General features: G+C 72.7%; 16 protein-coding genes and 1 other RNA gene. 4 read left to right on the top strand and 13 right to left on the bottom strand.

Annotated elements, in window-relative coordinates; all coding sequences use genetic code 11:
* The first annotated feature begins 223 nt into the window (after nt 1-223).
* On the top strand, nt 224-1564 hold the full coding sequence (murA, locus tag ACGF07_RS20010; RefSeq protein WP_030283988.1) for a UDP-N-acetylglucosamine 1-carboxyvinyltransferase: 1341 nt from the start codon (nt 224-226) through the stop codon (nt 1562-1564).
* Nucleotides 1565-1636: 72 nt separating this feature from the next.
* Here the strand turns inward: murA and ACGF07_RS20015 are convergent, their stop codons facing one another.
* The 8 genes from ACGF07_RS20015 to ftsE all read right to left on the bottom strand — a co-directional run bounded on the left by ACGF07_RS20015 (nt 1637) and on the right by ftsE (nt 10753).
* Nucleotides 1637-1918, bottom strand: coding sequence for an HU family DNA-binding protein (locus ACGF07_RS20015; protein ID WP_030059737.1), 282 nt, complete (start codon nt 1916-1918; stop codon nt 1637-1639).
* Between the two features lie 509 nt (nt 1919-2427).
* Nucleotides 2428-3900 carry an NAD-dependent malic enzyme gene (locus tag ACGF07_RS20020; RefSeq protein ID WP_350741089.1) on the bottom strand — a complete coding sequence of 491 codons (1473 nt, stop codon included), beginning with the start codon at nt 3898-3900 and terminating at the stop codon, nt 2428-2430.
* Nucleotides 3901-4268: 368 nt separating this feature from the next.
* Complete coding sequence (locus ACGF07_RS20025) at nt 4269-6572, bottom strand: HelD family protein (RefSeq protein WP_392900562.1); 2304 nt, start codon at nt 6570-6572, stop codon at nt 4269-4271.
* 152 nt (nt 6573-6724) lie between these two features.
* Nucleotides 6725-7106: a transfer-messenger RNA gene (gene ssrA, locus ACGF07_RS20030) on the bottom strand.
* Between the two features lie 86 nt (nt 7107-7192).
* Complete coding sequence (gene smpB / locus ACGF07_RS20035) at nt 7193-7669, bottom strand: SsrA-binding protein SmpB (protein ID WP_350741094.1); 477 nt, start codon at nt 7667-7669, stop codon at nt 7193-7195.
* Between the two features lie 153 nt (nt 7670-7822).
* Complete coding sequence (locus tag ACGF07_RS20040; protein ID WP_392900565.1) at nt 7823-8962, bottom strand: S41 family peptidase; 1140 nt, start codon at nt 8960-8962, stop codon at nt 7823-7825.
* 112 nt (nt 8963-9074) lie between these two features.
* Nucleotides 9075-9986 carry a permease-like cell division protein FtsX gene (ftsX, locus tag ACGF07_RS20045; RefSeq protein WP_350741098.1) on the bottom strand — a complete coding sequence of 304 codons (912 nt, stop codon included), beginning with the start codon at nt 9984-9986 and terminating at the stop codon, nt 9075-9077.
* 77 nt (nt 9987-10063) lie between these two features.
* Entirely contained in the window at nt 10064-10753 is a 690-nt protein-coding gene (gene ftsE, locus ACGF07_RS20050; RefSeq protein ID WP_350741100.1) for a cell division ATP-binding protein FtsE, read from the bottom strand.
* Nucleotides 10754-11102: 349 nt separating this feature from the next.
* On the opposite strand from ftsE, the gene ACGF07_RS20055 reads away from it, so the two are divergent.
* A complete protein-coding gene (locus ACGF07_RS20055; protein WP_030059729.1) occupies nt 11103-11297 on the top strand; it encodes a hypothetical protein in 195 nt (64 codons plus the stop codon).
* A gap of 81 nt (nt 11298-11378) precedes the next feature.
* Here the strand turns inward: ACGF07_RS20055 and prfB are convergent, their stop codons facing one another.
* The 3 genes from prfB to ACGF07_RS20070 form a co-directional block, all read right to left on the bottom strand.
* Nucleotides 11379-12491 carry a peptide chain release factor 2 gene (prfB, locus tag ACGF07_RS20060; RefSeq protein WP_350741102.1) on the bottom strand — a complete coding sequence of 371 codons (1113 nt, stop codon included), beginning with the start codon at nt 12489-12491 and terminating at the stop codon, nt 11379-11381.
* A gap of 57 nt (nt 12492-12548) precedes the next feature.
* Nucleotides 12549-13802, bottom strand: a complete 1254-nt coding sequence (locus tag ACGF07_RS20065) for a serine/threonine-protein kinase (RefSeq protein WP_350741104.1) — start codon at nt 13800-13802, stop codon at nt 12549-12551.
* Nucleotides 13803-13996: 194 nt separating this feature from the next.
* The gene (locus tag ACGF07_RS20070; RefSeq protein WP_392900571.1) at nt 13997-15865 is read right to left on the bottom strand and encodes a protein kinase; all 1869 of its coding nucleotides are present in this window, start codon (nt 15863-15865) and stop codon (nt 13997-13999) included.
* Nucleotides 15866-16325: 460 nt separating this feature from the next.
* Between ACGF07_RS20070 and ACGF07_RS20075 the strand changes: the two genes are divergently transcribed.
* Together ACGF07_RS20075 and ACGF07_RS20080 are read left to right on the top strand one after the other, a co-directional pair.
* Nucleotides 16326-19172, top strand: a complete 2847-nt coding sequence (locus ACGF07_RS20075; RefSeq protein WP_392900574.1) for an FtsK/SpoIIIE domain-containing protein — start codon at nt 16326-16328, stop codon at nt 19170-19172.
* 186 nt (nt 19173-19358) lie between these two features.
* Complete coding sequence (locus ACGF07_RS20080) at nt 19359-20018, top strand: transposase (RefSeq protein ID WP_392900577.1); 660 nt, start codon at nt 19359-19361, stop codon at nt 20016-20018.
* Nucleotides 20019-20396: 378 nt separating this feature from the next.
* Here the strand turns inward: ACGF07_RS20080 and ACGF07_RS20085 are convergent, their stop codons facing one another.
* Together ACGF07_RS20085 and ACGF07_RS20090 are read right to left on the bottom strand one after the other, a co-directional pair.
* Nucleotides 20397-21215 (bottom strand): class I SAM-dependent methyltransferase, encoded by an 819-nt coding sequence (locus ACGF07_RS20085; RefSeq protein ID WP_392900580.1) that lies wholly within the window; start codon nt 21213-21215, stop codon nt 20397-20399.
* Complete coding sequence (locus ACGF07_RS20090; RefSeq protein WP_392900582.1) at nt 21212-21643, bottom strand: hypothetical protein; 432 nt, start codon at nt 21641-21643, stop codon at nt 21212-21214. The genes ACGF07_RS20085 and ACGF07_RS20090 overlap by 4 nt, the downstream gene beginning before the upstream one ends.
* Nucleotides 21644-21948 lie beyond the last annotated feature (305 nt).

Genomic DNA, 21948 nt, shown 5'->3' on the forward strand with positions numbered 1-21948 from the left:
TATCGGCGGGCGGGAGCGGCCCGGGAGAGAGCACCATCACGGGAGAGGCTCACGGGAACCATCGGCACGCCCACTACCATCTACGGATGGTGGACGCCCCTCTACGGTGCCGACTCGGATTCTCCGGGGGCCCGAACGCGCCCGTACGCCCGTACCACCGGTCCACCAGCGGCTCCCGACCGGAGCCCGTCCCACTCCTCTGGCACCCCGGATTGCGAGAACGATGACCGACGACGTCCTGCTGGTCCACGGCGGAAACCCGCTCGAAGGCGAGATCCGCGTCCGCGGTGCGAAGAACCTGGTCCCCAAGGCCATGGTCGCCGCCCTCCTCGGCCAGGGCCCCAGCAGACTGCGCAACGTCCCGGACATCCGCGACGTCAAGGTGGTCCGCGGCCTGCTGCAGCTGCACGGCGTGACCGTGCGCACCGGCGACGAGGACGGCGAGCTGATCCTCGACCCGTCGCACGTCGAGAGCGCCAATGTCGCCGACATCGACGCGCACGCCGGCTCCTCGCGGATCCCGATCCTGTTCTGCGGCCCGCTGCTGCACCGCCTCGGCCACGCCTTCATCCCCGGCCTCGGCGGCTGCGACATCGGCGGCCGTCCGGTCGACTTCCACTTCGAGGTGCTGCGCCAGTTCGGCGCCACCATCGAGAAGCACCCCCAGGGCACCTACCTGGTCGCCCCGCAGCGGCTGCGCGGCACCAAGATCGAGCTGCCCTACCCGTCCGTCGGCGCGACCGAGCAGGTGCTGCTCACCGCCGTCCTCGCGGAGGGCGTCACCGAGCTGCGCAACGCGGCCATCGAGCCGGAGATCGTCGACCTGATCTGCGTGCTGCAGAAGATGGGCGCGATCATCACGCTGGGCACCGACCGCACCATCCTGATCACCGGTGTGGACGAGCTGGGCGGCTACACCCACCGCGCTCTGCCGGACCGCCTGGAGGCCGCCTCCTGGGCCTGCGCGGCGCTGGCCACCAAGGGCGACATCTACGTCCGCGGCGCCCGCCAGCTGGAGATGATGACCTTCCTGAACACCTTCCGGAAGGTCGGCGGCGCCTTCGAGGTGGACGACGAGGGCATCCGCTTCTGGCACCCGGGCGGCGAGCTCAAGGCGATCGCCCTGGAGACCGACGTGCACCCGGGCTTCCAGACCGACTGGCAGCAGCCGCTGGTGGTGGCGCTGACCCAGGCCACCGGGCTGTCCATCGTGCACGAGACGGTGTACGAGTCGCGCCTGGGCTTCACCGGCGCGCTCAACCAGATGGGTGCGCACATCCAGCTGTACCGCGAGTGCCTGGGCGGCACCCCGTGCCGCTTCGGCGCGCGCAACTTCCTGCACTCCGCGGTCGTCTCCGGCCCGTCCAAGCTGATCGGCGCCGAGCTGGTCATCCCGGACCTGCGCGGCGGCTTCTCGTACCTGATCGCGGCGCTGGCGGCCGAGGGCACCTCGACCGTGCACGGCATCGACCTGATCAACCGCGGCTACGAGAACTTCATGGAGAAGCTGCGCGACCTGGGCGCCCACGTGGAGCTGCCCAGCGAGCAGCTGGTCGACGCCTGACCGGCGGCCCCTACGGCGAGAGGCCGGGCTCCCCAGCGGGGAGCCCGGCCTCTCGGGCGTTCAAGGGGTGGTTCAGGCGCCCTTGGCGGCTTCCTTGAGCTTGGAGCCGGCGCTCACCTTGGCGCTGTAGCCGGCCGCGATCTGGATCGGCTCGCCGGTCTGCGGGTTGCGGGCGGTGCGGGCAGCGCGGTGGGTGCGCTCGAAGGTCAGGAAACCGGGGATGGTGACCTTCTCGTCGCCCTTGGCGACGACCTCGCCGACGATCTCGGCGAAGGCGGCCAGAACGGCGTCGGCGTCCTTGCGGGTCACCTCGGCGCGCTCGGACAGCGCGGCCACCAGCTCACTGCGGTTCATGTGTACTCCTGTGGTCTGTTCGCTTGCGGTGTGCGGGGGCCCATCGGTGCTCCCACCGGGGGGCACCCGGATGGGCCGCAGGTCCGCACACTGTGCTCGTGCAGGCAATGCGTGGTCGCAGGCCGGATCCGTACCCGATGCCGCGCGCCGGAGCCGTCGAAGGCCCGCCCGCCCGCCTGGGAACGAATCCTGCCCCGACCGGCCCCGAGAAAGCCAATCGGGCCCCGGCCGGGCCACCCGAACGACGCCCGCCCGTTGGAGGTGTGACACTCCGTCGGCTCCGGCGGACCGGGAGCGGGCAGCGGTCGGGACGACTCGCCGGAAGACCAGGGGGACGTTCCGTACTTGTCGGACACGCCTGCCCCGTGCAGGGCTACCGTACGCCCTAGGCACGACAAGCCCAAACACGCCCCTCGCCCTTGTGTCGCAAGGGTTCGGGGCGGGCTTGGGCCGGTATGACCGCTAATCGGGCATTTGACCGATCGGCGGCGCGTCCGCGGGCCGGGCGGTCAGAGCTTGACGACGGGGAAGGCGGAGGTGTCGAGGGTGCCCACGATGCCCGGGGTCGGGCGGGACGGGACCGGGTCCTCCTGGGCGCCGGCCAGGGCCGCGTCGCGCACCGCGGCGGCGACGGTCTTGGCGACGTCCTTGTGGAACACGCTCGGGATGATGTAGTTGGCGTTCAGCTCGTCGTCGGCGACGGTGGTGGCCAGCGCCCGGGCGGCGGCGATCATCATCTCGGTGTTGACCGTACGGCTCTGGGCGTCCAGGAGGCCGCGGAAGACGCCCGGGAAGACCAGCACGTTGTTGATCTGGTTCGGGAAGTCGCTGCGACCGGTGGCGACCACGGCGGCGCTCTGACGGGCGATGTTCGGGTCGACCTCCGGGTCCGGGTTGGCCAGCGCGAAGACGATGGCGTCCTCGGCCATGGTGGCCAGGTCGTCGCCGTCCAGCACGTTCGGGGCCGAGACGCCGATGAAGACGTCGGCGCCCGCCACGGCCTCCTTGAGGCTCCCGGTGCGGCCCGAGCGGTTGGTGTGCTCGGCGATCCAGCGCAGGCTGTCGTTGAGGTCCTCACGGCCCTGGTGGACCACGCCGTGCACGTCGGCCACGGTGGCGTGCTCGACGCCGGCGGCCATCAGCAGCTTCAGGATCGCGGTGCCGGCGGCGCCGGCGCCCGACATCACCACGCGGATCTCGCCGATCTCCTTGCCGACCACCTTCAGCGCGTTGGTGAGGGCGGCCAGCACGACGATCGCGGTGCCGTGCTGGTCGTCGTGGAAGACCGGGATGTCCAGGGCCTCGCGCAGCCGGGCCTCGATCTCGAAGCAGCGCGGCGCGGAGATGTCCTCCAGGTTGATCCCGGCGAAGCCGGGGGCGATCGCCTTGACGATGGCGACGATCTCGTCGGTGTCCTGGGTGTCCAGGCAGATCGGCCAGGCGTCGATCCCGGCGAAGCGCTTGAACAGGGCCGCCTTGCCCTCCATGACGGGCAGCGCGGCCGCCGGGCCGATGTTGCCCAGACCCAGCACGGCGGAGCCGTCGGTGACCACGGCGACGCTGTTGCGCTTGATGGTGAGGCGGCGGGCGTCCTCGGGGTTCTCGGCGATCGCCATGCAGACCCGGGCGACGCCCGGGGTGTAGATCATCGAGAGGTCGTCACGGTTGCGGATCGGCAGCTTCGAGGACATCTCGATCTTGCCGCCGAGGTGCATCAGGAAGGTCCGGTCCGAGACCTTGCCGATCGACACGCCGTCGATCGCCCGGATCTTCTCGACGATCTCCTCGCCGTGGGCGACCGAGGAAGCCGCCACGGTCACGTCGATCCGCAGCGCCTCCAGACCGGACGCGGTGACGTCGAGACCGGTGACCGATCCACCGGAGGACTCCACGGCCGTGGTGATCGCGCTGACCGCGTTGCCGCGGGCCGGGACCTCCAGCCGCACCGTGATCGAGTTGGAGACACTGGGCACCGTCGCCATCGACGCTTCCTTCTTCCGTCTGTCCCGCAGGCTCAACATTTTGTTGAAGGCATCGCCTGCGCATGCTAGACCTCGATCGTCGCACCTTCCAAGGGGTAGCCAGAAATAACGTTCATTGAGTGTGCGGATCCGACAATCGGGAGCCCCCGTCGGAGGTCTCCCGCGTCCACTCCTTGCCTCTCCGGGCCGATGCGTTACATTGGACGGGACACCGGCTCGATCCAAGCCCCCGGGCCCAACCTTCGTCCCTTCGAGGGACCACTTGCCGCGAGGCGAGCATGGCGGGTCGGTGTCACCAACGTCTGAAGGCCCCTCACCAGCGGTGAGGGGCCTTCGTGCTGATCCGGACCGGGCGGCCCGGACCAGCGTCAGCCGTGCAGCAGCGCGGGCACCCCGTCCGCGTCCGGCAGGTCGTCCGGGCCGGACAGCACGGTCAACCGCTGGGTCGCCCGGGTCAGCGCCACGTACAGCACCCGCAGGCCGGCCTCCGACTCGCCGGCGATGCCGGTCGGGTCGGCGACCACCGTCGCGTCGTACTCCAGGCCCTTGGCCTCCAGGCTGCCCAGCGCCACCACGCGCTCGCCCAGGCCCTCGGCCCAGCCGGCCGCCTCGGCCCGGCGGTCCATCGGGACCACGATCGCCACGGTGCCGTCCACCTCGCCCAGCAGCCGCTCCAGCTCCGCCCTGGCCGCCTTGCCGAAGGCCTCCGGCGACGGGTCGGTGACGGCCGCGAAGCGCGGCTCCACGCCGACCCGGCGCACCGCGCTCGGCGAGGGGGTGCCCGGCGCGGCCAGCGCCAGCACCTTGGCCGCGACCTCGGCGATCTCGGCCGGGTTGCGGTAGTTGACGGTCAGCGTGAAGCGGCGGCGCGGCTTGCCGGACAGCACCTCGTCCAGCGCGGCCTGGGCCTCCTGCGGGAACGGCCAGGAGGACTGCGCGGGGTCGCCCACGATCGTCCAGGTGGCCATCCGGGCCCGGCGGCCGATCATCCGCCACTGCATCGGGGTGAGGTCCTGCGCCTCGTCCACGATGACGTGGGCGTACTCCTTGCGCTCGACCGGCTGGCGGTCGCGCTGGCGGGCGCTGCGGTCGGCGAAGGTGGTGACCTCGTCCAGCCCGCTGAGCAGGTCCACCGCGTCCACCTCGCGCACCTTGGGCCGGGCCGGCTCGCCGAGCAGCACCTGCAGCTCGTCCACCAGCGCCACGTCGTGCGCGGACAGCGCGCCCTCGCCCTCCGGGGAGAGGTGGCGCCAGGAGGCCGCCAGCAGCCTGGCCTCGTCCGGGGTGACGGCGCGGCGGGCGATCCGGTTGGTGTGGCGGCTCTGCTTGAGCGTCCCGAGCACCCGGCGCGGGGTCAGGGCCGGCCACCAGGCGTCCAGGAAGTCCAGGAACGACGCCTCGTCCGAGACGTACTCGTCGAAGGACTCCTTCTCCTCCTGGCGCTGCTCGCGGGCGTAGTGGTCGGCGGGCTTCGGCAGGTGCCTGGTCGCCTCCTGCCACAGGGCGTCCAGCAGCAGCCGGCGGGCGCGCGGGCGCAGCAGGTTCAGCGGGGTCCCGCCGGAGCCCACGACGTTGCCGCGGACGGCCTTCAGCCGGCCGGCGTCCAGCTTCAGCACCTCGCCGCGGGCGACCACCTTGAGCTCCTGCGGGGCGCCCAGCTCCAGCGCCGCCCGGGCGGCCCGGCGCAGCAGCTGGACCATCCGGGCCGAGCCCTTGACCCGGGCGGCCTCCGGGGTGTCGTAGGTCCCCGCCTCGATGCCGTCCACCAGCGAGCCGACCGCCCGGATGGCGACCTGCCCCTCCTCGCCGAGCGAGGGCAGCACGCCCTCGGTGTAGGAGACCAGCAGCGGGGTCGGCGAGACCACCAGGATGCCCCCGGCGTAGCGGCGGCGGTCCTGGTAGAGCAGGTAGGCGGCGCGGTGCAGGGCGACGGCGGTCTTGCCGGTGCCGGGGCCGCCGGTGACGAGGGTGGCACCGGCCGCGGCGGCGCGGATCACCTCGTCCTGCTCCTTCTGGATCGAGGAGACGATGTCGCGCATCGAGTGGCTGCGGGCGCGGCCGAGGGAGGCCATCAGCGCGCCGTCACCGACCACGGCCAGCTCCCGGCCGTCCAGGGTGGGGGTGAGGTCCGGGCGCAGCAGGTCGTCCTCGACGCCGATCACCTTGCGGCCCTTGGAGCGGATCACCCGGCGGCGGATGACCCGGCCCGGCTCGACCGGGGTGGCGCGGTAGAACGGCGCGGCGGCGGGGGCCCGCCAGTCGATCACCAGCGGGCCGTACTCGGCGTCCAGCACGCCCAGGCGGCCGATGTGGAGGGTTTCGGCGACGGCCGGGTCGGCCGGGTCGAGCGGGGTGTTGGAGGGGATGCCGTGCTCCTCCGGGGCGTCGGCCCGCTGGAGGTCGATCCGGCCGAACAGGAAGTCCTCGAACTCGCTGTTGAGCCGTTGGAGGTGGGCCCCGGCCCGGTAGACCTGGGCGTCCCGCTCGGCGAGCGCGCCGGGAGTGCCGACCTGGACCCGCTTGGCGGCGTCCTCCAGGATGTACTCGGCCTCGGCGAGCTTCTCCTCCAGCCGGTGGTAGACGGTGTCGAGGTGCTGCTGCTCACCGGCGATCTCGCGCTCGCGGACGCTCTCGTGGTCGGCGGTGGGGGTGGTGTCCGTGTTGCTCTGCATGGCCTCGGGGGTTGCGACGGAATCCGGCTCCGGAAAACGAGCGGACGGATGATCCTACGCCCGGGCGCGCGCCCGCGCCTCACCGGGATCGCGGAAAACCCGAAGGCCGCCCCCGCTCGGAGCGGTGGACGGCCTTCGGTGTGAACATGGGGTGGTGGAGATGCCGGGAATCGAACCCGGGTCCAGTGGAGTCAATTCAGGGCTTCTCCGAGCGCAGTCCGCTGTGCTTTTCTCGGCCCTGGCGGTCACGCGGACAAGCCGCCAACAGGCCCAGCTGCTGTTTGATTTCCCATCCGCCCTCGCAGCCCGGGCGGACGGTTGAGTTCCCTAGATTATGCCAGGGTCCGGGTCGGGAACTCCCCGGTCTGACACCCAAGCGCTGTCGCTGCTAATTAGGCAGCGAGAGCGAACTGCTGGGAATCGCGCTTAGAGTTGGCGATTATTTTTTTGCGACACGTGGTTAACGAGATCATTGCCGCGTTCCTCGGCTCGCTTCCCCTGTTTCAACATCCCCTGTCGAAACCGATCATCCCCATGTTTTTTTGAGAAACAGCTCGGACGGTGACCGTCCGTGGTGCTTGCGCCATAGTACGCGAGGCGACGGGCGAGGGTCCAGCGGATTAACGCTGGCGCCGCCGGGCCGCCGCCACCGCGCGGGCCGCCTCGCGGGTGTCCTGCTTCTCGCGGAGCGTCTGGCGCTTGTCGTACAACTTCTTGCCGACCGCGAGTGCCAGCTCGAGCTTCACCCGGCCGTCCTTGAAGTACAGCGAGAGCGGGACCAGGGTGTGGCCGGCGTCCCGGACCTTGGTCTCGATCTTGCGGATCTCCAGCTTGTGCAGCAGCAGCTTGCGCTTGCGCCGGGCCGCGTGGTTGGTCCACGTCCCCTGGGTGTACTCGGGGATGAAGACGTTGTCGATCCACGCCTCGTGGTTCTGGATGTAGGCGTAGCCGTCGACCAGGTTGGCCCGCCCCTCGCGCAGTGACTTCACCTCGGTGCCGGTGAGCACGAGGCCGCACTCGTAGGTGTCGAGGATCGTGTACTCGTGTCGCGCCTTCTTGTTCTGCGCGATCAGCTTCTGTCCGGTTTCCTTTGCCATAGCGCGGTCATTCTCGCACCCCGGCGGCCCGTCGGGCAGCTGCTTTAGGTCCGGGCACCCCCGGTCCGGCGTAGGAGCGGGCGTTCCGGCGCGGGAGCGGGCGTTCCGGCGCGGGCACCCGGTGCGCCAGGGCCGGGTGCCGGGCCCGGCCTGCTAGGCCCGGGTGCCGAGCCCGGCGAGGACGCGCTGGGCGAGCGCGTCCGCGTCCTGGCCGGCGGCGGCCGGGACGTCCGGGGTGAGACCGGTGCCGTCCAGCGAGCGGCCGGCCGGCGTGTAGTAGCGGCCGACGGTCATCTCCAGCACGGCGCCGTCGGCGAGCCTGCTGGGCTGCTGGACGGTGCCCTTGCCGAAGGTCCGGGAGCCCACCACCACGGCCCGGCTGCGGTCCTGGAGGGCGCCGGCGAGCAGCTCGGCGGCGCTCATCGTGCCGCCGTCCACCAGCACCACCAGCGGGGTGCGCTGGTCCCCGCCCGGCGGCGCGGTCAACTCCCGCTTGCCGCCGCGTTCCTGGTACGAGCCGACGGCGCCGCCGTCCAGGAAGATCCCGGCGGTGCCGACCGCCTCGTCCACCAGCCCGCCGGAGTTGCCGCGCAGATCGAGCACCACGCCGGTGTGCGGGGTGCGCAGCGCGTTCCGCACCTGCTCGGCCACGCCGCTGGTGAAGGCCCGGACGGTGACCCGCAGGTTCCCCTTGTCCAGGCGTTCGGCGGTGACCTGCTGGCTGTCCAGCAGCACGCGCCGCAGCCGCAGTTCGCGCTCCTGCCCGTCGCCCCGCCGGACGGCCAGGGTCACCTCGGAGCCGGCCCTGCGTTCGCCGCCCTGCCCGCGCAGCCGGGCGACCACCTCGGTGACGGGCAGGCGGTCGGCCTGGTCCCCGTCGATCCGCAGCAGCCGGTCGCCGGGGGCGATCCCGGCCTCGGCGGCCGGTCCGGACGGGGTGACCTGGGACACCTCGGTGACGCCGTCCTCGCCCCGGCCGACCGAGAGGCCGACGCCCGGGTAGCGGCCGTCCAGGCCCTGGCTGAACTCGGCGTACTCCTGGGCGCTGTAGTACGCGCCCCAGCGGTCGCCGCCGGCCGCGAGCAGGTGCTCGGCCTGCTGCTCGGACAGCGCGGCGCCGGCCGGGTCCGCGGGGAGCCCGGCGGGCCCGGCCGGGGCGAGGTCGGCGGAGGCCCGGTGCGGGGGCGCGCTCGGGTCGCCCCAGGCTCCGGTGGCGGCGCCGGCGATCAGCACGGCACCGAACACCAGGCTGAGAGCGGCCACCTGACGTGCCCTGCGCGGAGTTTGCAGCATGCCACCGGAGTGTAGACACAGCCCCGCGCGCGGCGGGCCGGAACGGCGGACCGGGAACGGCGACGGCCCCGGACGGCGCAGTGCCGTGCGGGGCCGAAGGATCCGCCGGGGATCAGACCTTGAGGTACTTGCGCAGGGTGAAGAACGCCGCGATGCCGGCCATGCCCATGCCCACCACGATCAGCAGCGGGATCACCGCGAGCACCGAGCTGAGGCCGATGAAGTGGATGAACTGCACCCGGTCGGCCAGCCAGTGCTGGACGAAGAAGTGCCCGCCGAGCAGCAGTCCCGAGGCCATCACCGCGCCGAGCAGCGCGGCGAACGCGGCCTCGGCGATGAACGGCATCTGGACGTAGAAGTTCGAGGCACCGACCAGGCGCATGATGCCGGTCTCGCGCCGCCTGCTGAACGCCGAGACCCGGACGGTGTTGACGATCAGCAGCAACGCGACGAAGAGCATCAGCACCATGATCACGAAGGCTGCCGTCTGGAGGCCGTTGAGCAGGCCGAACAGGTTCTCCAGGATCTTCCGCTGGTCCTCCACCGACTTGACGCCGGGCTTCCCCGCGAAGGCGCTCTGGATGACGTCGTACTTGGTCGGGTCGTTGAGCTTGACCCGCCAGGACTGCGGCATCGCGTCGGCGCCGAGCACGGAGATGAGCGGGTTGTCCGGGTTCATCTCCTTCCAGTGCTTGTACGCGTCCGCGGAGCTCTCGTAGGTCGAGGACTGGACCACCGAACTCATCTTGTCCAGCTGGTCCTTGATGTCCTGGACCTGCTGGTCGGTGGCCGCGCCCTTGTCGCACTGCGGCGAGTTGCGGGCGTCCGCCTTGGTGCAGAAGTAGATGCTCACCTCGACCTTGTCGTACCAGTACCCCTTCATGGAGTTCACCTGGTCGCGGACCAGGAGCGAGGAACCGGCGAGGGCGAGGGAGAGCGCGACACTGACCACGACCGCGATGGTCATGGTCAGGTTGCGTCGGAGACCCACACCGATCTCCGACAGGACGAACTGGGCACGCATGCGGGAAACAACTCCAGGGTCGGTACTGCTCGGTCTGGCGGGTCGGGCCGGCGGCCCCACGGGTCAGCGCTGGTGGGTCAGTGCTGGTACCCGTAGACGCCGCGGGCCTGGTCGCGGACGAGCAGCCCCTTGTCGAGCTCGATGACCCGCTTGCGCATCTGGTCGACGATGGCCTGGTCGTGGGTCGCCATCAGCACCGTGGTGCCGGTGCGGTTGATGCGGTCGAGCAGCTTCATGATGCCGACCGAGTTCTGCGGGTCGAGGTTGCCGGTGGGCTCGTCCGCGATGAGCAGCATCGGACGGTTCACGAAGGCCCGGGCGATCGCCACGCGCTGCTGCTCACCACCGGACAGCTCGCCCGGCATGCGGTCCTCCTTGCCGCCGAGGCCGACCAGCTCCAGCACCTCGGGCACCACCTTGGCGATGGCGCTCTTCGGCTTGCCGATCACCTCGAGGGCGAAGGCGACGTTCTGCGAGACCGTCTTGTTCGGCAGCAGGCGGAAGTCCTGGAAGACGGTGCCCAGCTGGCGGCGCATGTGCGGCACCTTCCAGTTGGACAGCTTGCCGAGGTCCTTGCCCAGCACGTGCACCGAACCGGTGCTCGGGCGCTCCTCGCGCAGGCACAGGCGCAGGAAGGTGGACTTCCCCGAGCCGGACGAGCCGACCAGGAAGACGAACTCACCCTTCTCGATCTCCAGCGAGACGTTGTCCAGGGCGGGACGGTTCTGCTTGGGATAGGTCTTGGAGACGTTGTCGAATCTGATCACGGCTGCATCACGGAGGCCATCCTAGGCGGCGCCAGTCCTCGGTCGGTCCACCCCGGAGGCCCGGTCCGGGGGCGGGCGAAGGGAGCGCGGAGGGCCGCTCCCGGTCTGGGACCATACGCGAACCGGCGACCGGCCCGCAGGGTCGGCCCAGGACGCCGGTCGGAACCTGGGGGACAATGTCCGGTTATGCCCCGAATATTGCGAGCCATCTCACAGCCCGGGAGCCGGAACCGCCAGAACCTGGCAGAGTGGAGGAGGCGACCGCGTTCGGCCGCTCCCCCGTACAGGGCAGGAAAGGGAACCAGAGCCCCGTCCGGTGCGTTGGCTGTAGCAGCGAGGAGGAGATCGCATGACGTGCGACCATCTGGTGTGCGCCAACTGCAACGGCCGCGTCAGCGACGGGCGTTGCCCGGTGTGCCGCGCCAACCGGGCCCGGCTGCAGGAGCAGCAGGGGCCGTTCGCCGCGCTCTCCCCCGCGATGCTGCTGGCCCTGCTGGCCGGTCTGCTCGCGGTGGCTCTGATCGCACGGCAGGCGCTGGCCTAGAGGCCCGAGCCCGGTCCGCCGGGAACGGCGAAGGCCCCCGACCGCTCTGGTCGGGGGCCTTCTCCGTGCGTGTCCGGTCGCTTACTCCGCGCTGGTCTCGCGCTGCTTGCGCCAGCGGATCCCCGCCTCGATGAAGCCGTCGATGTCGCCGTCCAGCACGGCCTGCGGGTTGCCGGCCTCGTACGCGGTGCGGACGTCCTTGACCATCTGGTACGGGTGCAGCACGTAGGAGCGCATCTGGTTGCCCCAGGAGCTGCCGCTGTCCTTCAGCGCGTCCATCGCCGCCTTCTCCTCCTGGCGGCGCCGCTCGAGCAGCTTCGCCTGGAGGACGTTCATCGCGGACGCCTTGTTCTGGATCTGCGAGCGCTCGTTCTGGCAGGAGACCACGATGCCGGTCGGGATGTGGGTGATGCGCACCGCCGAGTCGGTGGTGTTGACGCCCTGGCCGCCGGGGCCGGAGGCGCGGTAGACGTCCACCCGCAGGTCCCCCTCGTCGATGTCGACGTGGTCGGACTGCTCGACGACCGGGAGCACCTCGACCCCGGCGAAGGAGGTCTGCCGGCGGCCCTGGTTGTCGAACGGCGAGATGCGGACCAGACGGTGGGTGCCCTGCTCGACCGAGAGGGTGCCGTAGGCGTACGGCGCCTTCACGGTGAAGGTCGCGGACTTGATGCCGGCCTCTTCGGCGTACGAGGTGTCGTACACCTCGGTGGGGTACCCGTGCCGCTCGGCCCAGCGCAGGTACATGCGCATCAGCTGCTCGGCGAAGTCGGCGGCGTCGACGCCGCCGGCCTCGGCACGGATGTTGATCAGCGCCTCGCGGGCGTCGTACTCGCCGGACAGGAGGGTGCGGACCTCCAGTTCCTCGACCGCCTTCTGGAGCGCGACGAGCTCGGACTCGGCCTCGGCGCGGGTGTCCGCGTCGTTCTCGGCCTCGGCCAGCTCGAACAGCACTCCCAGGTCGTCGATGCGGCTGCGCAGGCCCTCGACCCGGCGCAGTTCGCCCTGGAGGAAGGAGAGCCGGCTGGTCACCTTCTGCGCGTTCGCGACGTCGTCCCACAGGGTGGGGGCGGCTGCCTCCTCCTCCAGGACCGCGATGTCGGCCCGGATCTTGTCCAGGTCGAGGACGGCCTCGATCGACCCCATGGTCGTATCGAGGTTCTTGAGCTCTTCGGAAGGATCGACGGCTGCCACGCCCCCAGCGTAATGGTTCCGGGGGTGGTCATGACGACACCCCCGGTTCCCACGGGGCTACGGCGCCCGCGGGGCGGTGGCGTGGACGGCCGGGCGGGCCGGGTGGCCGCCCGACGGCTCGGTGGCCGCGAAGGCCGTCCAGGCCGCGGCGGCGCCCGCCAGCAGCAGGACGGTCGCCAGCACCACGGCGAGCAGCCTGCGGCGGCGCAGCAGTGCCTGGCGGTCCCGGCGGTGCCCCGGGGCGGCGCGCTGGGCGCGGGACTCGGCGGCGTACGCGGCCAGCTCCTCGGCCGAGGGGCGGCGCAGGCTGGTGTGGGTGTCGCGGGTGGAGTCCGGAGCGGCGCCGGGCACCAGCGGGACGGCGGGGCCGCGCCGGCGCTTGTGGACGCCCGGGCCGGCGTCGACCTCGGCGTAGACGGCCTCGCCGGGGCTCAGCTGCTCCTCGGCCGGGGCGCGGCCCTGGGAGGGCACCGCCAGCGCCGGCAGGCCGGCCAGCGAGGGCAGCTGCTCGCGCAGCCGGGCCGCCAGCTCGGCGGCGCGCAGCCGGGACGCGGGGGCCTTGGCCAGGCACTCGGAGATGATCCGCCACAGCCCGTCCGGCAGGCCGGGGATCGGCGGCACCTGCTCGGTGACGTGCCGGCGCAGCACCGCGCCGGTGTGGCCGCCGCCGAACGGGGTGAAGCCGGCCAGCAGCTCGTAGAGCACGGTGGCGAGCGCGTAGATGTCGACGGCGGCGCGCGGCTCCAGGCCCTCGATGATCTCGGGGGCGAGGTAGTCGGGGGTGCCGATGATCCGGGTGGCGCGGGTCCGGCGCGGGGCGTCGACCAGCCGGGCGACCCCGAAGTCGGTGAGCTTGGCGCGCGGGGCGCCACCGGGGCCGGGGGCGGCGGCGAGGTCGAGCAGGACGTTCTCCGGCTTGACGTCACGGTGGACGATCCCGGCGGCGTGCGCGGCGGCCAGGCCGTCGGCGACATCGGCGATGATCGAGGCCGCGGTCTGCGGGGGCAGGGCGCCGTCCCGTTCGAGCCGGGAGCGCAGGTCGGTGCCCTGGACCAGTTCCATCACCAGCGCGAGGTCGCTGCCGTCCACCACCATGTCGCGCACACCGACCACCCGGGGGTGGTCCAGGCTGGTCAGCGCGGTGCGCTCCTGGACGAAGCGGCCGACCAGCACCTGGTCGGCGGCGAGGTCCTCGCGCAGCAGTTTGACCGCCACCGGGCCGTCCGGCCCCTCACCGAGCCAGACCGTCCCGGCCGAACCCCGGCCGATCACCTGGTGGACGGTGTACCGGCTGCCGATCTTGCGTGCCAATGCTGCTCCGTGGGCGGCGCGGGAGCGCTCCGGGGGTCCGGGCGCGCTCGGTGGGGCGGGACAACAGCGACCAACCTACGCGCCCCGACCCCCTGCGCGGGCCGCCTGAGGGCCCCGGGGCGGGACTCCGGGGCGGGAAATCTCGTGAATTGTCGACAAAGCGTCAATCCCGTGCCCCCGGAGGCGATCCGCCGCTACGTGCCGACGACCCGGTTCACCCAGTCCCGCGCCGAGTCGAACCAGCCCACGACGTTGTCCCAGTAGTGCGGCAGCGGGGTGAAGTTCCACAGCGCCACGGCGGCCACGCCCAGCACCAGCAGCACCATCAGGCAGCCCTTGAGGCAGCCGAGGCCCGGGATGTACATCCGGTTGCGGCTGCGCGGACGGCGCTCGCGCGGCGGCGCCGGCTCGCGGCGGGGCGGTGCGGGCGGCTCCTCCCGCCGCCGCGGGGGCTCCTCCCGGTACTGCGGTGCGGGCGGCTCCGTCCGGCGCGGCGCCGGGGCGGGCGGGGGCGGCGGGTAGCCGCCCTGCGGCTGGCCGTACCCGGACGCGGGCCGGTGGTACCCGCCCTGCGCACCGGGGGCGCCCTGGTCGTTCTGGCCGCCGTGGCCCGCCTGGCCGGGCCGGCCGGCCTGGTAGGGCGGCGGGGCGACCGGCGGGCGCTGGGCGTAGCCGGGCGGCGGGCCCTGGCGGCGCTGGTCCGGCTGGTAGCCGCCCGGCTGCTGCGGCTGGTAGCCGGGCGCGCCCGGACCGCCGTGGCCCCCCGGGCCGGCCTGGTAGGGCGGCGGGGCGACCTGCGGGTCCTCGAAGTCCTCCGGTCCGGAGTAGCCGACCTGGGTCTGCTGGTTGCGGTCGCGCGCCGCGCGCAGCTGGGTCTGCCAGGGGTGCGGCGTCTCCTCCTGCGGCGCGGGAGGCACGGCCGGCGGGGGCGGTGGCACCGCGGTGGGCGGCATCACCCGGGTGCGGTCGTCGGAGCCGTACGGGGGCGCGGGCGGCGGCTGGGTGCCCATCACCCGGGTCGCCCCCGCCGGGTCGTACTGCGGGGTGCCCGGGGTGGACGGCAGCACCTGGGTGCGGTCGTCGGTGCCGGCCGGGGCGCCGGGCGCGACGGGGTGGCCGGCCGGCGCGGTGCCGGGGACGGCGGTCGGCTGCGGGTCGGGCAGCAGCAGGGCGCCGACCGCGAGCGCCTCGTCCACCGCCGCCGGGGAGGCGTGGACGCCCACCCCGGCCGCGACCACCCGCAGGGCGCGGGCCAGCGAGGTGGCGCTCGGCCGCTGGGCCGGGTCCTTGCGCAGGCAGCGCTCGATCACCGTCCAGAGCGGCTCCGGCATCGTGCTGGGCCGCTGCGGCTCCTGCGCCAGGTGGGCCTGGAGGACGGCCAGGGCGCTGTCGCCCTGGAACGGCTGGCGGCCGGTGACCAGCTCGTACAGCATGATCCCGGCGCCGTAGACGTCCACCGCGGAGGTCTGCGGGCGGCCGTCGGCGGATTCCGGGGCGACGTACGCGGGGGTGCCGACGAACTCGTGGGTGCGGGTGACGCCCGGGGAGTCGGCGAGCCGGGCGATGCCGAAGTCGGTCAGCATCGGGTGCATCCGCTCGACGCCGTCCACCAGGGTGGAGGCGAGCAGCACGTTGGCCGGCTTGAGGTCGCGGTGGACGATCCCGTCCGCGTGGCTGGCCGCGAGGGCGTCCGCGACCTGGGCCATCAGCAGGGCGGCCGCGATCGGGCTGAACGGGCCGTTGGCGCGCAGGTAGCGGGCCAGATCCGGGCCCTCGACGAGGTCCATCACCAGGGCCAGCAGGTCGCCCTCGACCACCAGGTCGCGGACCCGGACGATGTTCGGGTGGGTCAGCCGCAGCAGCAGCGAGCGCTCGCGCAGGAAGCGCATCACGACGTCCGGGTCGGCCGCCAGCTCCTCGCGCAGCACCTTGATCGCCACCTGCTGCCCGGGCGCGCTGCCCGGCACCTGGGCGTCCGGGCGCACCTGGCCGCGCCAGACGGTCCCGGTGGCGCCCCGGCCCAGGGTCTCCTCAAGCAGATACTTGCTGCCGACTGGCCGCACCTGTCGCACTCCTCGCCGTGCCGCCCGCGCGGGGCGCTCCTCCGCCGGTGCGGTGAGCCTGCCGGGCCCGTGTTTGCGGCCACTCTAACGGTGTCCGTTCAGGATTTCGGGGTGACCGGCTGGCCGTCGAGCAGGGTTGGGGGACATCCCCTAGGGGACTGCCCGGAGCCGCCCCGAGCAGCAGGTCGGAGCCGCCCCGAGGGGCTGGTCGGAGCCGCTCGGCGGGGTCCGCGGCGGCGCCGCCACGGCGGCGGTTGACCTGACTCTCCGTCGCCTCCACCATGGCGATGATCGCAAGATCGTCAAATCCGGTACCGTGCGCGGACTGTCCGCGCCGGATGGCAGGATGGACACTCGCCACTCGTGTGGCCCAAAGGGTCGCCGCGACCGCCCGGCGCGAGCGCGACGGCACCGGCAGCGGTACCAGGCATCACACCAGCAGAAGGGACCCGCGGGCGAGATGCAGATCCGGCTGACCGTCCTCCGACCGCGCAGCGGCCCGGCCGCCGCCGGCTCCGCCATCCCCTACGTGGACGTGCTGGTCACCGCGCCCGTCGGCACCGCGCTCGGCGCCATCGCGGGCGCGCTCGCCGGTGCCGTGGGCGTGCGCGGGCCGCGGGCCGCCACCCACGTGCACCTCTACGCCGGGGCGCACCGGGTGGACGAACACACCCTGCTCGGCCACCCCCCGCTGCTCGACGGCGCCGTCCTCAGCCTCAACGAGCCCGACCCGACCGCCGACGACGCCGACGACACCCCCGCCGCCGCCGAGCTGCGGGTGGTCGGCGGTCCGGACGCCGGCGGCGTGCACCGGCTGCACGGCCGGGAGATCCGGATCGGCCGCTCCGGCGAGGCCGACGTCCCGCTCGACGACCCGGACGTCTCCCGGCTGCACCTGGCCCTGCACCTCGGCGAGGACGGCCGGATCGCCGTCCGGGACCTCGGCTCCACCAACGGCACCACCCTGGACGGCCGGATCGTCCCGCCCGGCCCGGTCGAGGCCGCCGTCCCGCTGGATCCGGGCGCCCTGCTGCGGATCGGCGAGTCCACCCTGCAGCTCCTCGACCCGGCCGGCGAGCCCGTCCGCGCCGCCCTGCCCGACGGCCACGGCCGCCTCCAGCTCGCCGCCCCCGGCCCGGTCCGCCCCGCGCCGCCCGTCGTCGAGCCGCCCACCGCTCCCGAGCCCGCCCAGGCCCGCGGCCGCGGCCTGTTCTCGCTGCTGCCCGGCCGCGCCGCCGAACCGCCCGAGGAGAGCGCCGAACGCCACCACACCGCGGTACGGCTGCGCCAGGCCGCCGCCCAGCGGGACCGCTGGCCCGACCTCGCCACCGTGCTGCTCAACGCCCTCGGCCCGGGCCCCCGGCTCTGGGAACGCGGCCCCGGCCACCCCGACGCGCTCACCCTGCGGCTGGGCACCGCCGACCGCCCCGGCGGCCCGGGAACGGCGCCCGGCACCGTGCTCCCCGCCGTCCCGGTCACCCTCGACCTGCAGACCGCCGGCAGCCTCGGCCTCAGCGGCCCCCGCGAACGCCTGGACGCGCTCACCCGGGCCGTCGTCGCCCAGCTTGCCGCCCTGCACCCGCCGAGCGGGCTGAGCCTGGTCGTGGTCGACGCCGACCCGGGCCGCGCCCCCGAGGAGCGCGTCGACACCTGGGCCTGGGCCCTGTGGCTGCCCCACCTGCGCCCCGCCGACGGCCAGGACTGCCGGCTGCTGCTCGGCCTCGACGACGAGCAGGCCACCGCCCGGCTCGCCGAACTCACCGCCCGGCTCAGCGGCCCGAGCGGCGTCGGCGGCCACCCCGCGACCGTCGTCGTGGTGGAGGGCCGCCCGGCCACCGAGAGCGCCCGCCAGGCACTCGACCTGCTGCTGCGCCAGGGCCCGGCGGTCGGCATCTTCCCGCTCTGCCTGGCCGAGCAGCCCGAACTGCTGCCCCGCGGCCTCGGCGCCACCGCGCTGATCACCGGCGAGGTCGGCACCCACCTCTCCATCGACCGCCCGGTCGCCCGCGGCCGGGAGACCCTGCACGAGGTCTCGCTGGACGCCGTCTCGGACGTCTGGGCCGAACGGCTGGCCCGCGCCCTCGCCCCGCTGCGCGAGGCGGCGCCGACCGCCCGCGGCCCGCTGCCGGACGCGCTGCGGCTGCTCGACCTGCTCCAGCTCGACACCGTCACCCCGGCCAAGCTGTCCGCGCGGTGGGCCGCCCACGCCGGAGGCATCGGCGCGGCCACCGCACTGCTCGGCACCACCCGCGACGAGCTGTGCACCCTCGACCTGGCCGACCCGGAGCTCTCCCTCCCCTCCCCCGACCCGGGCGGCCCGCACCTGCTCATCGGCGGCACGCGCGGCTCCGGCAAGACGGAGCTGCTGCGCACCCTGGTCGCCTCGCTCGCCGTCTCCGAGCGGCCCGAGCGCCTGACCGTCACCCTCATCGAGGGCCGGGACGGCGCGGACGGCCAGGACGGGCTGGACGGCTGCACCGAGCTGCCGCACGTCATCGGACGGGTGAACGCCGCCGCCGACCCGCGCGCCGCGCTGCTCGCGGCGGAGGCGCTGGAGGACGAACTCGCCCTGCGCGAGCGGCTCTTCGACGGGCTGGACTTCGCCTCCTGGCACGCGGCCCGCATCCTGGACGGGCACAGCCTGGACGGGCAGGACCTGGCGGCCCAGGGCCTGGGCGCGGACCGGCCGCAGGTCCCGGTGCCCGCCACGGTCGGCGCCGGCCCGACCGGCGGCCCGCGGATCATCCCGCCGCGCGGCGCCTCCGACCCCCGGCCCGCCGCCCCCACCGGGTCCGACCCCGCCCCGGCCCGGCTGGTCGTCGTCGTCGACGACTACGACGCCCTGCTCTCCCCCACCTCCCCGGCCGGCCGCCCGCTGGCCCGGGCGCTCGCCGCCGTCGCCCGGCGCGGCGGACCGCTGGGCATCCACCTCGCGGTCGCCACCGGCCGTCCGGAGGAGAGCGCGGGCACCGAGGTCGACGAGGCCGCCCTGCTCCGGATCGCCCTGCGCACCGAGGACCCGGCCGACTCCGACCTGCTGATCCACCTGGGCGACGCGGCCGCCCTTCCCGAGGACACCCCCGGTCGCGGCTACCTGCGCCGCCCCGACGGCGGCGTGACGGCCTTCCAGACCGCCCGGATCAGCGGCCGCATCCCGCGTACCGCGACCCTGCGGCCCACCGTCGTCGCGATAGACCCCCTCCAGCTCGGCGCCCCGCCCGCCCGCCGCCCGGTCCGCGAGCTGGGCAACGGCCCCACCGACCTCGCCCTCCTCGCCAGCGCCCTCCAGCGCGCCGCCTCGCGCTGAGGCGGCGCGGCGTACCCGGCGAGATGAGATGTGAAAAATCAGATGAATCAGAAATTGGGGCGACCCACGTCCGACGACGCGGGCCGCTCTAAACACTGACCCGCCTCCGGCACATCCCCTTGAGGACTACCCCCGACTCCTTTGGCTCGCGGTCGCCACTTCGGCAGGGCCGAAGCGGCGACCGCGTTGACTCAGGAAGTCGACCAGATCGACTTCCTGCACAGAAGGAAAACGCCACAGCCTGATTTAAAAATGAGCTTATATAGGCGTGCCGCCGCCGCGCTCGCGGCAGCGGCACGGCCACAGGCCCAGCGTGGAGTCCCCCGCCCCCGGCGTCTGCTCAAGGCCGCGGACCTGGCCGCACGGGTCAACCGCATGCTCGCCCGAGACACGTCGCTGTGGACCGACACTGTCTGGGTCGTCGACTCCACACCGGTGGAGTGCGGGCGCTCGCGCGAGACGGCCAGACGCTCGGACCTGGCCGGATGGGCCGAAGACGGCTACTCCGCCAGCCACTCCCGGTTCTTCTGGGGCCTGCGCCTGCACTTGCTGTGCACCCTGCAGGGCTGCCCATTCGCCTTCGCGCTGACCGGCGCGAAGGCGGACGAGCGCGAGACCGTGCTCGGCATGCTCCATGCCGAGCCCGACCTCGCGGCTTCCCGACCGGGCCAGACCCTTATCAGCGACCGGCAGTACTACGGGCGCGCCTTCGAACGCGAACTCGCCGGGTGGGGAGTGCAACTGCTGCGGCCGGCCCGCAAGGGCGAGCCCTTGCGGGCCGGATCCGCCCTGTTCAAGCCGCTGCGGCAGATCATCGAGTCCGTCAACCAGACCTTCAAGGCCTGACCTGCGCGATCTGGCACAGCAACCACACCGGCCAGCCCGTCATGCGCTCCCTGACCGCCTCCGACCATTAACCCTTTGTATCAATCATCTAGAAGCGAGCTCTACCCCTCGCCCGCCTCCGACCCTCGCCTACACCTCTTGTTCTACGGGCGCAGGAAGTCGACTGAACCGACTTCCTGCACAGAGCAAGAGAGAGCTGCGGTGCTATTGGAAGCTGTCGGGATTGATCCAGCTTCGTTTCGCTGCCCCGCCGGACGAGCCCGGCGGGGCAGCGATGCACAGGAATACGGCACCGGCCTTCGAGACGATCTCGAAGGCCGGGCACACGATATGACGGAACGGTTCAGCCAATGAGGACCGAGAACGTCGAGTCAGATATCAGGGCCGACAGATCATGATGCCACCAAGGCATGTGATCTTGAATGACCCCTCGGCCTCGATCGTGGCGGCAGCGAGCTCGGCCGCCCGACTGACGGTCTCGGGGAACGGGACACCAGATTGGTCGGCCCAAGCCGCGTACGAGGCAAGGTGAGCAACGATTGGCGAAGGATCGGTGAGCTCGATGGTGCCGGACAGTTTCCGGACCTGAATGTCCTTGAACGCCCCCCTGAGATAGCCGCGGGCCTTCTCCAGGGAGAAACGGGAGCTGAGCGAGACCCGCGCCGGCCCCTCGGGAATCCCGAGGACGTCGCCTGCGGCCCGAGCCCAGAGCCGGTCCAACTCCTGTTTGTCGGTGTCGCTGTTGGTCGAGGCGATGAGCACACCGCCAGGCCGGAGGACGCGGGCCAGTTCCTTGATCGTGGCCTCGATGTCACCGACGTGGTACAGCATGTGCAGCGCCAGCACGGCGTCGACGCTGTTGTCGGCGAAAGGCAGGGCCTGGGCGTCGGCCACCAGGACCGGCTTCGGGACATCAGCAAGGATGCCCGCCGAGATGTCCATCCCGACGACCTGAAGATCCGGGCGGTCCGTGTGCAGGCGGCTGACGAACTTGCCGTTGCCGCAGCCAACATCGAGGACGGTGCCGCCGGTGTCGGCCAGCTCTTCAACGACGATCCCGGGCAGGTCGTACTGCGGCTGCTGCCACCGGTAGATCGACTGGCGGGCGGCCAGGTGGCGTCCGTCGGCATAGGCGCTGTTCGCGAGGATGGACTTGTCGGCGACTGCGGCGTCCTGCTGAGCGGTGTTGCTCGTCACTGGGGCAGCTCCGGAGGGTTCGTGAGTGCGGGTCGAGAGCAGGCTTCTCTGACATTCTCACGGAGACTCAAGACGATCGGGGAGCCTGCATAGGCGGGCTCGGCGAGACGAGTGCTCAGCGCCCGAAGGCGGCTGGAGATGCTCGCTGTTCGCCGGTCCGGTGCGGCGTCCAGCACCACCGAGAGCTTCTCCTGTACGCCGTCGAGGTCGCCGTGGGCGAGGTGGGCGTTGGCGAGGTCAAGGCGGGCGGCCAGCAGGTCACCGGAGGACTGTTCCTGCTGCGGTGCCGACTCGTACCGGGCAATGGCCCTTGAGGACGCCTCGATGGCACGGTTCACGTGAGCCTGGCTGCCCAGGGCAAGGAGGGCGGTACCGGCGTAGGTCCACTGCTTGGCCTCGGGAAACGTGAATACGCCGGGAAGATCCACGGCAGCAACTGTTCTCCGCGCCGCCTCGGCCATTGCCACGGCTCGTAGCGCGCTCGCGCTGTCGCCGAGCGCGGCGGCGGCCCGTGCTTCGAGGCTGAGCAGGCGGGTTGCGATCGTCCCGCTGTCCGCGTACGGCAGTCCGGATCTGGCCAGCTCGGCGGCCTGGCGGTGGTCCTGCTGCCAGTAGGCGATCAGGGACTGGACGGATCGGACCCAGGCCCGAAGGCCGTTGTGGCCGGCTGACTCCGCGCAGCGCCAGGCCGTTCGCGAATGCGTAGCTGCGGCGGCTGGTGTCGTGACGGAAC

The sequence above is a fragment of the Kitasatospora sp. NPDC048194 genome (assembly GCF_043202455.1).
Classification (GTDB): domain Bacteria; phylum Actinomycetota; class Actinomycetes; order Streptomycetales; family Streptomycetaceae; genus Kitasatospora.

Coding starts and splice junctions, on each gene's coding strand:
- murA (WP_030283988.1), top strand. CDS start 224: ATGACCGACGACGTCCTGCTGGTCCACGGCGGAAACCCGCTCGAAGGC.
- ACGF07_RS20015 (WP_030059737.1), bottom strand. CDS start 1,918: ATGAACCGCAGTGAGCTGGTGGCCGCGCTGTCCGAGCGCGCCGAGGTG.
- ACGF07_RS20020 (WP_350741089.1), bottom strand. CDS start 3,900: ATGGCGACGGTGCCCAGTGTCTCCAACTCGATCACGGTGCGGCTGGAG.
- ACGF07_RS20025 (WP_392900562.1), bottom strand. CDS start 6,572: ATGCAGAGCAACACGGACACCACCCCCACCGCCGACCACGAGAGCGTC.
- smpB (WP_350741094.1), bottom strand. CDS start 7,669: ATGGCAAAGGAAACCGGACAGAAGCTGATCGCGCAGAACAAGAAGGCG.
- ACGF07_RS20040 (WP_392900565.1), bottom strand. CDS start 8,962: ATGCTGCAAACTCCGCGCAGGGCACGTCAGGTGGCCGCTCTCAGCCTG.
- ftsX (WP_350741098.1), bottom strand. CDS start 9,986: ATGCGTGCCCAGTTCGTCCTGTCGGAGATCGGTGTGGGTCTCCGACGC.
- ACGF07_RS20055 (WP_030059729.1), top strand. CDS start 11,103: ATGACGTGCGACCATCTGGTGTGCGCCAACTGCAACGGCCGCGTCAGC.
- ACGF07_RS20075 (WP_392900574.1), top strand. CDS start 16,326: ATGCAGATCCGGCTGACCGTCCTCCGACCGCGCAGCGGCCCGGCCGCC.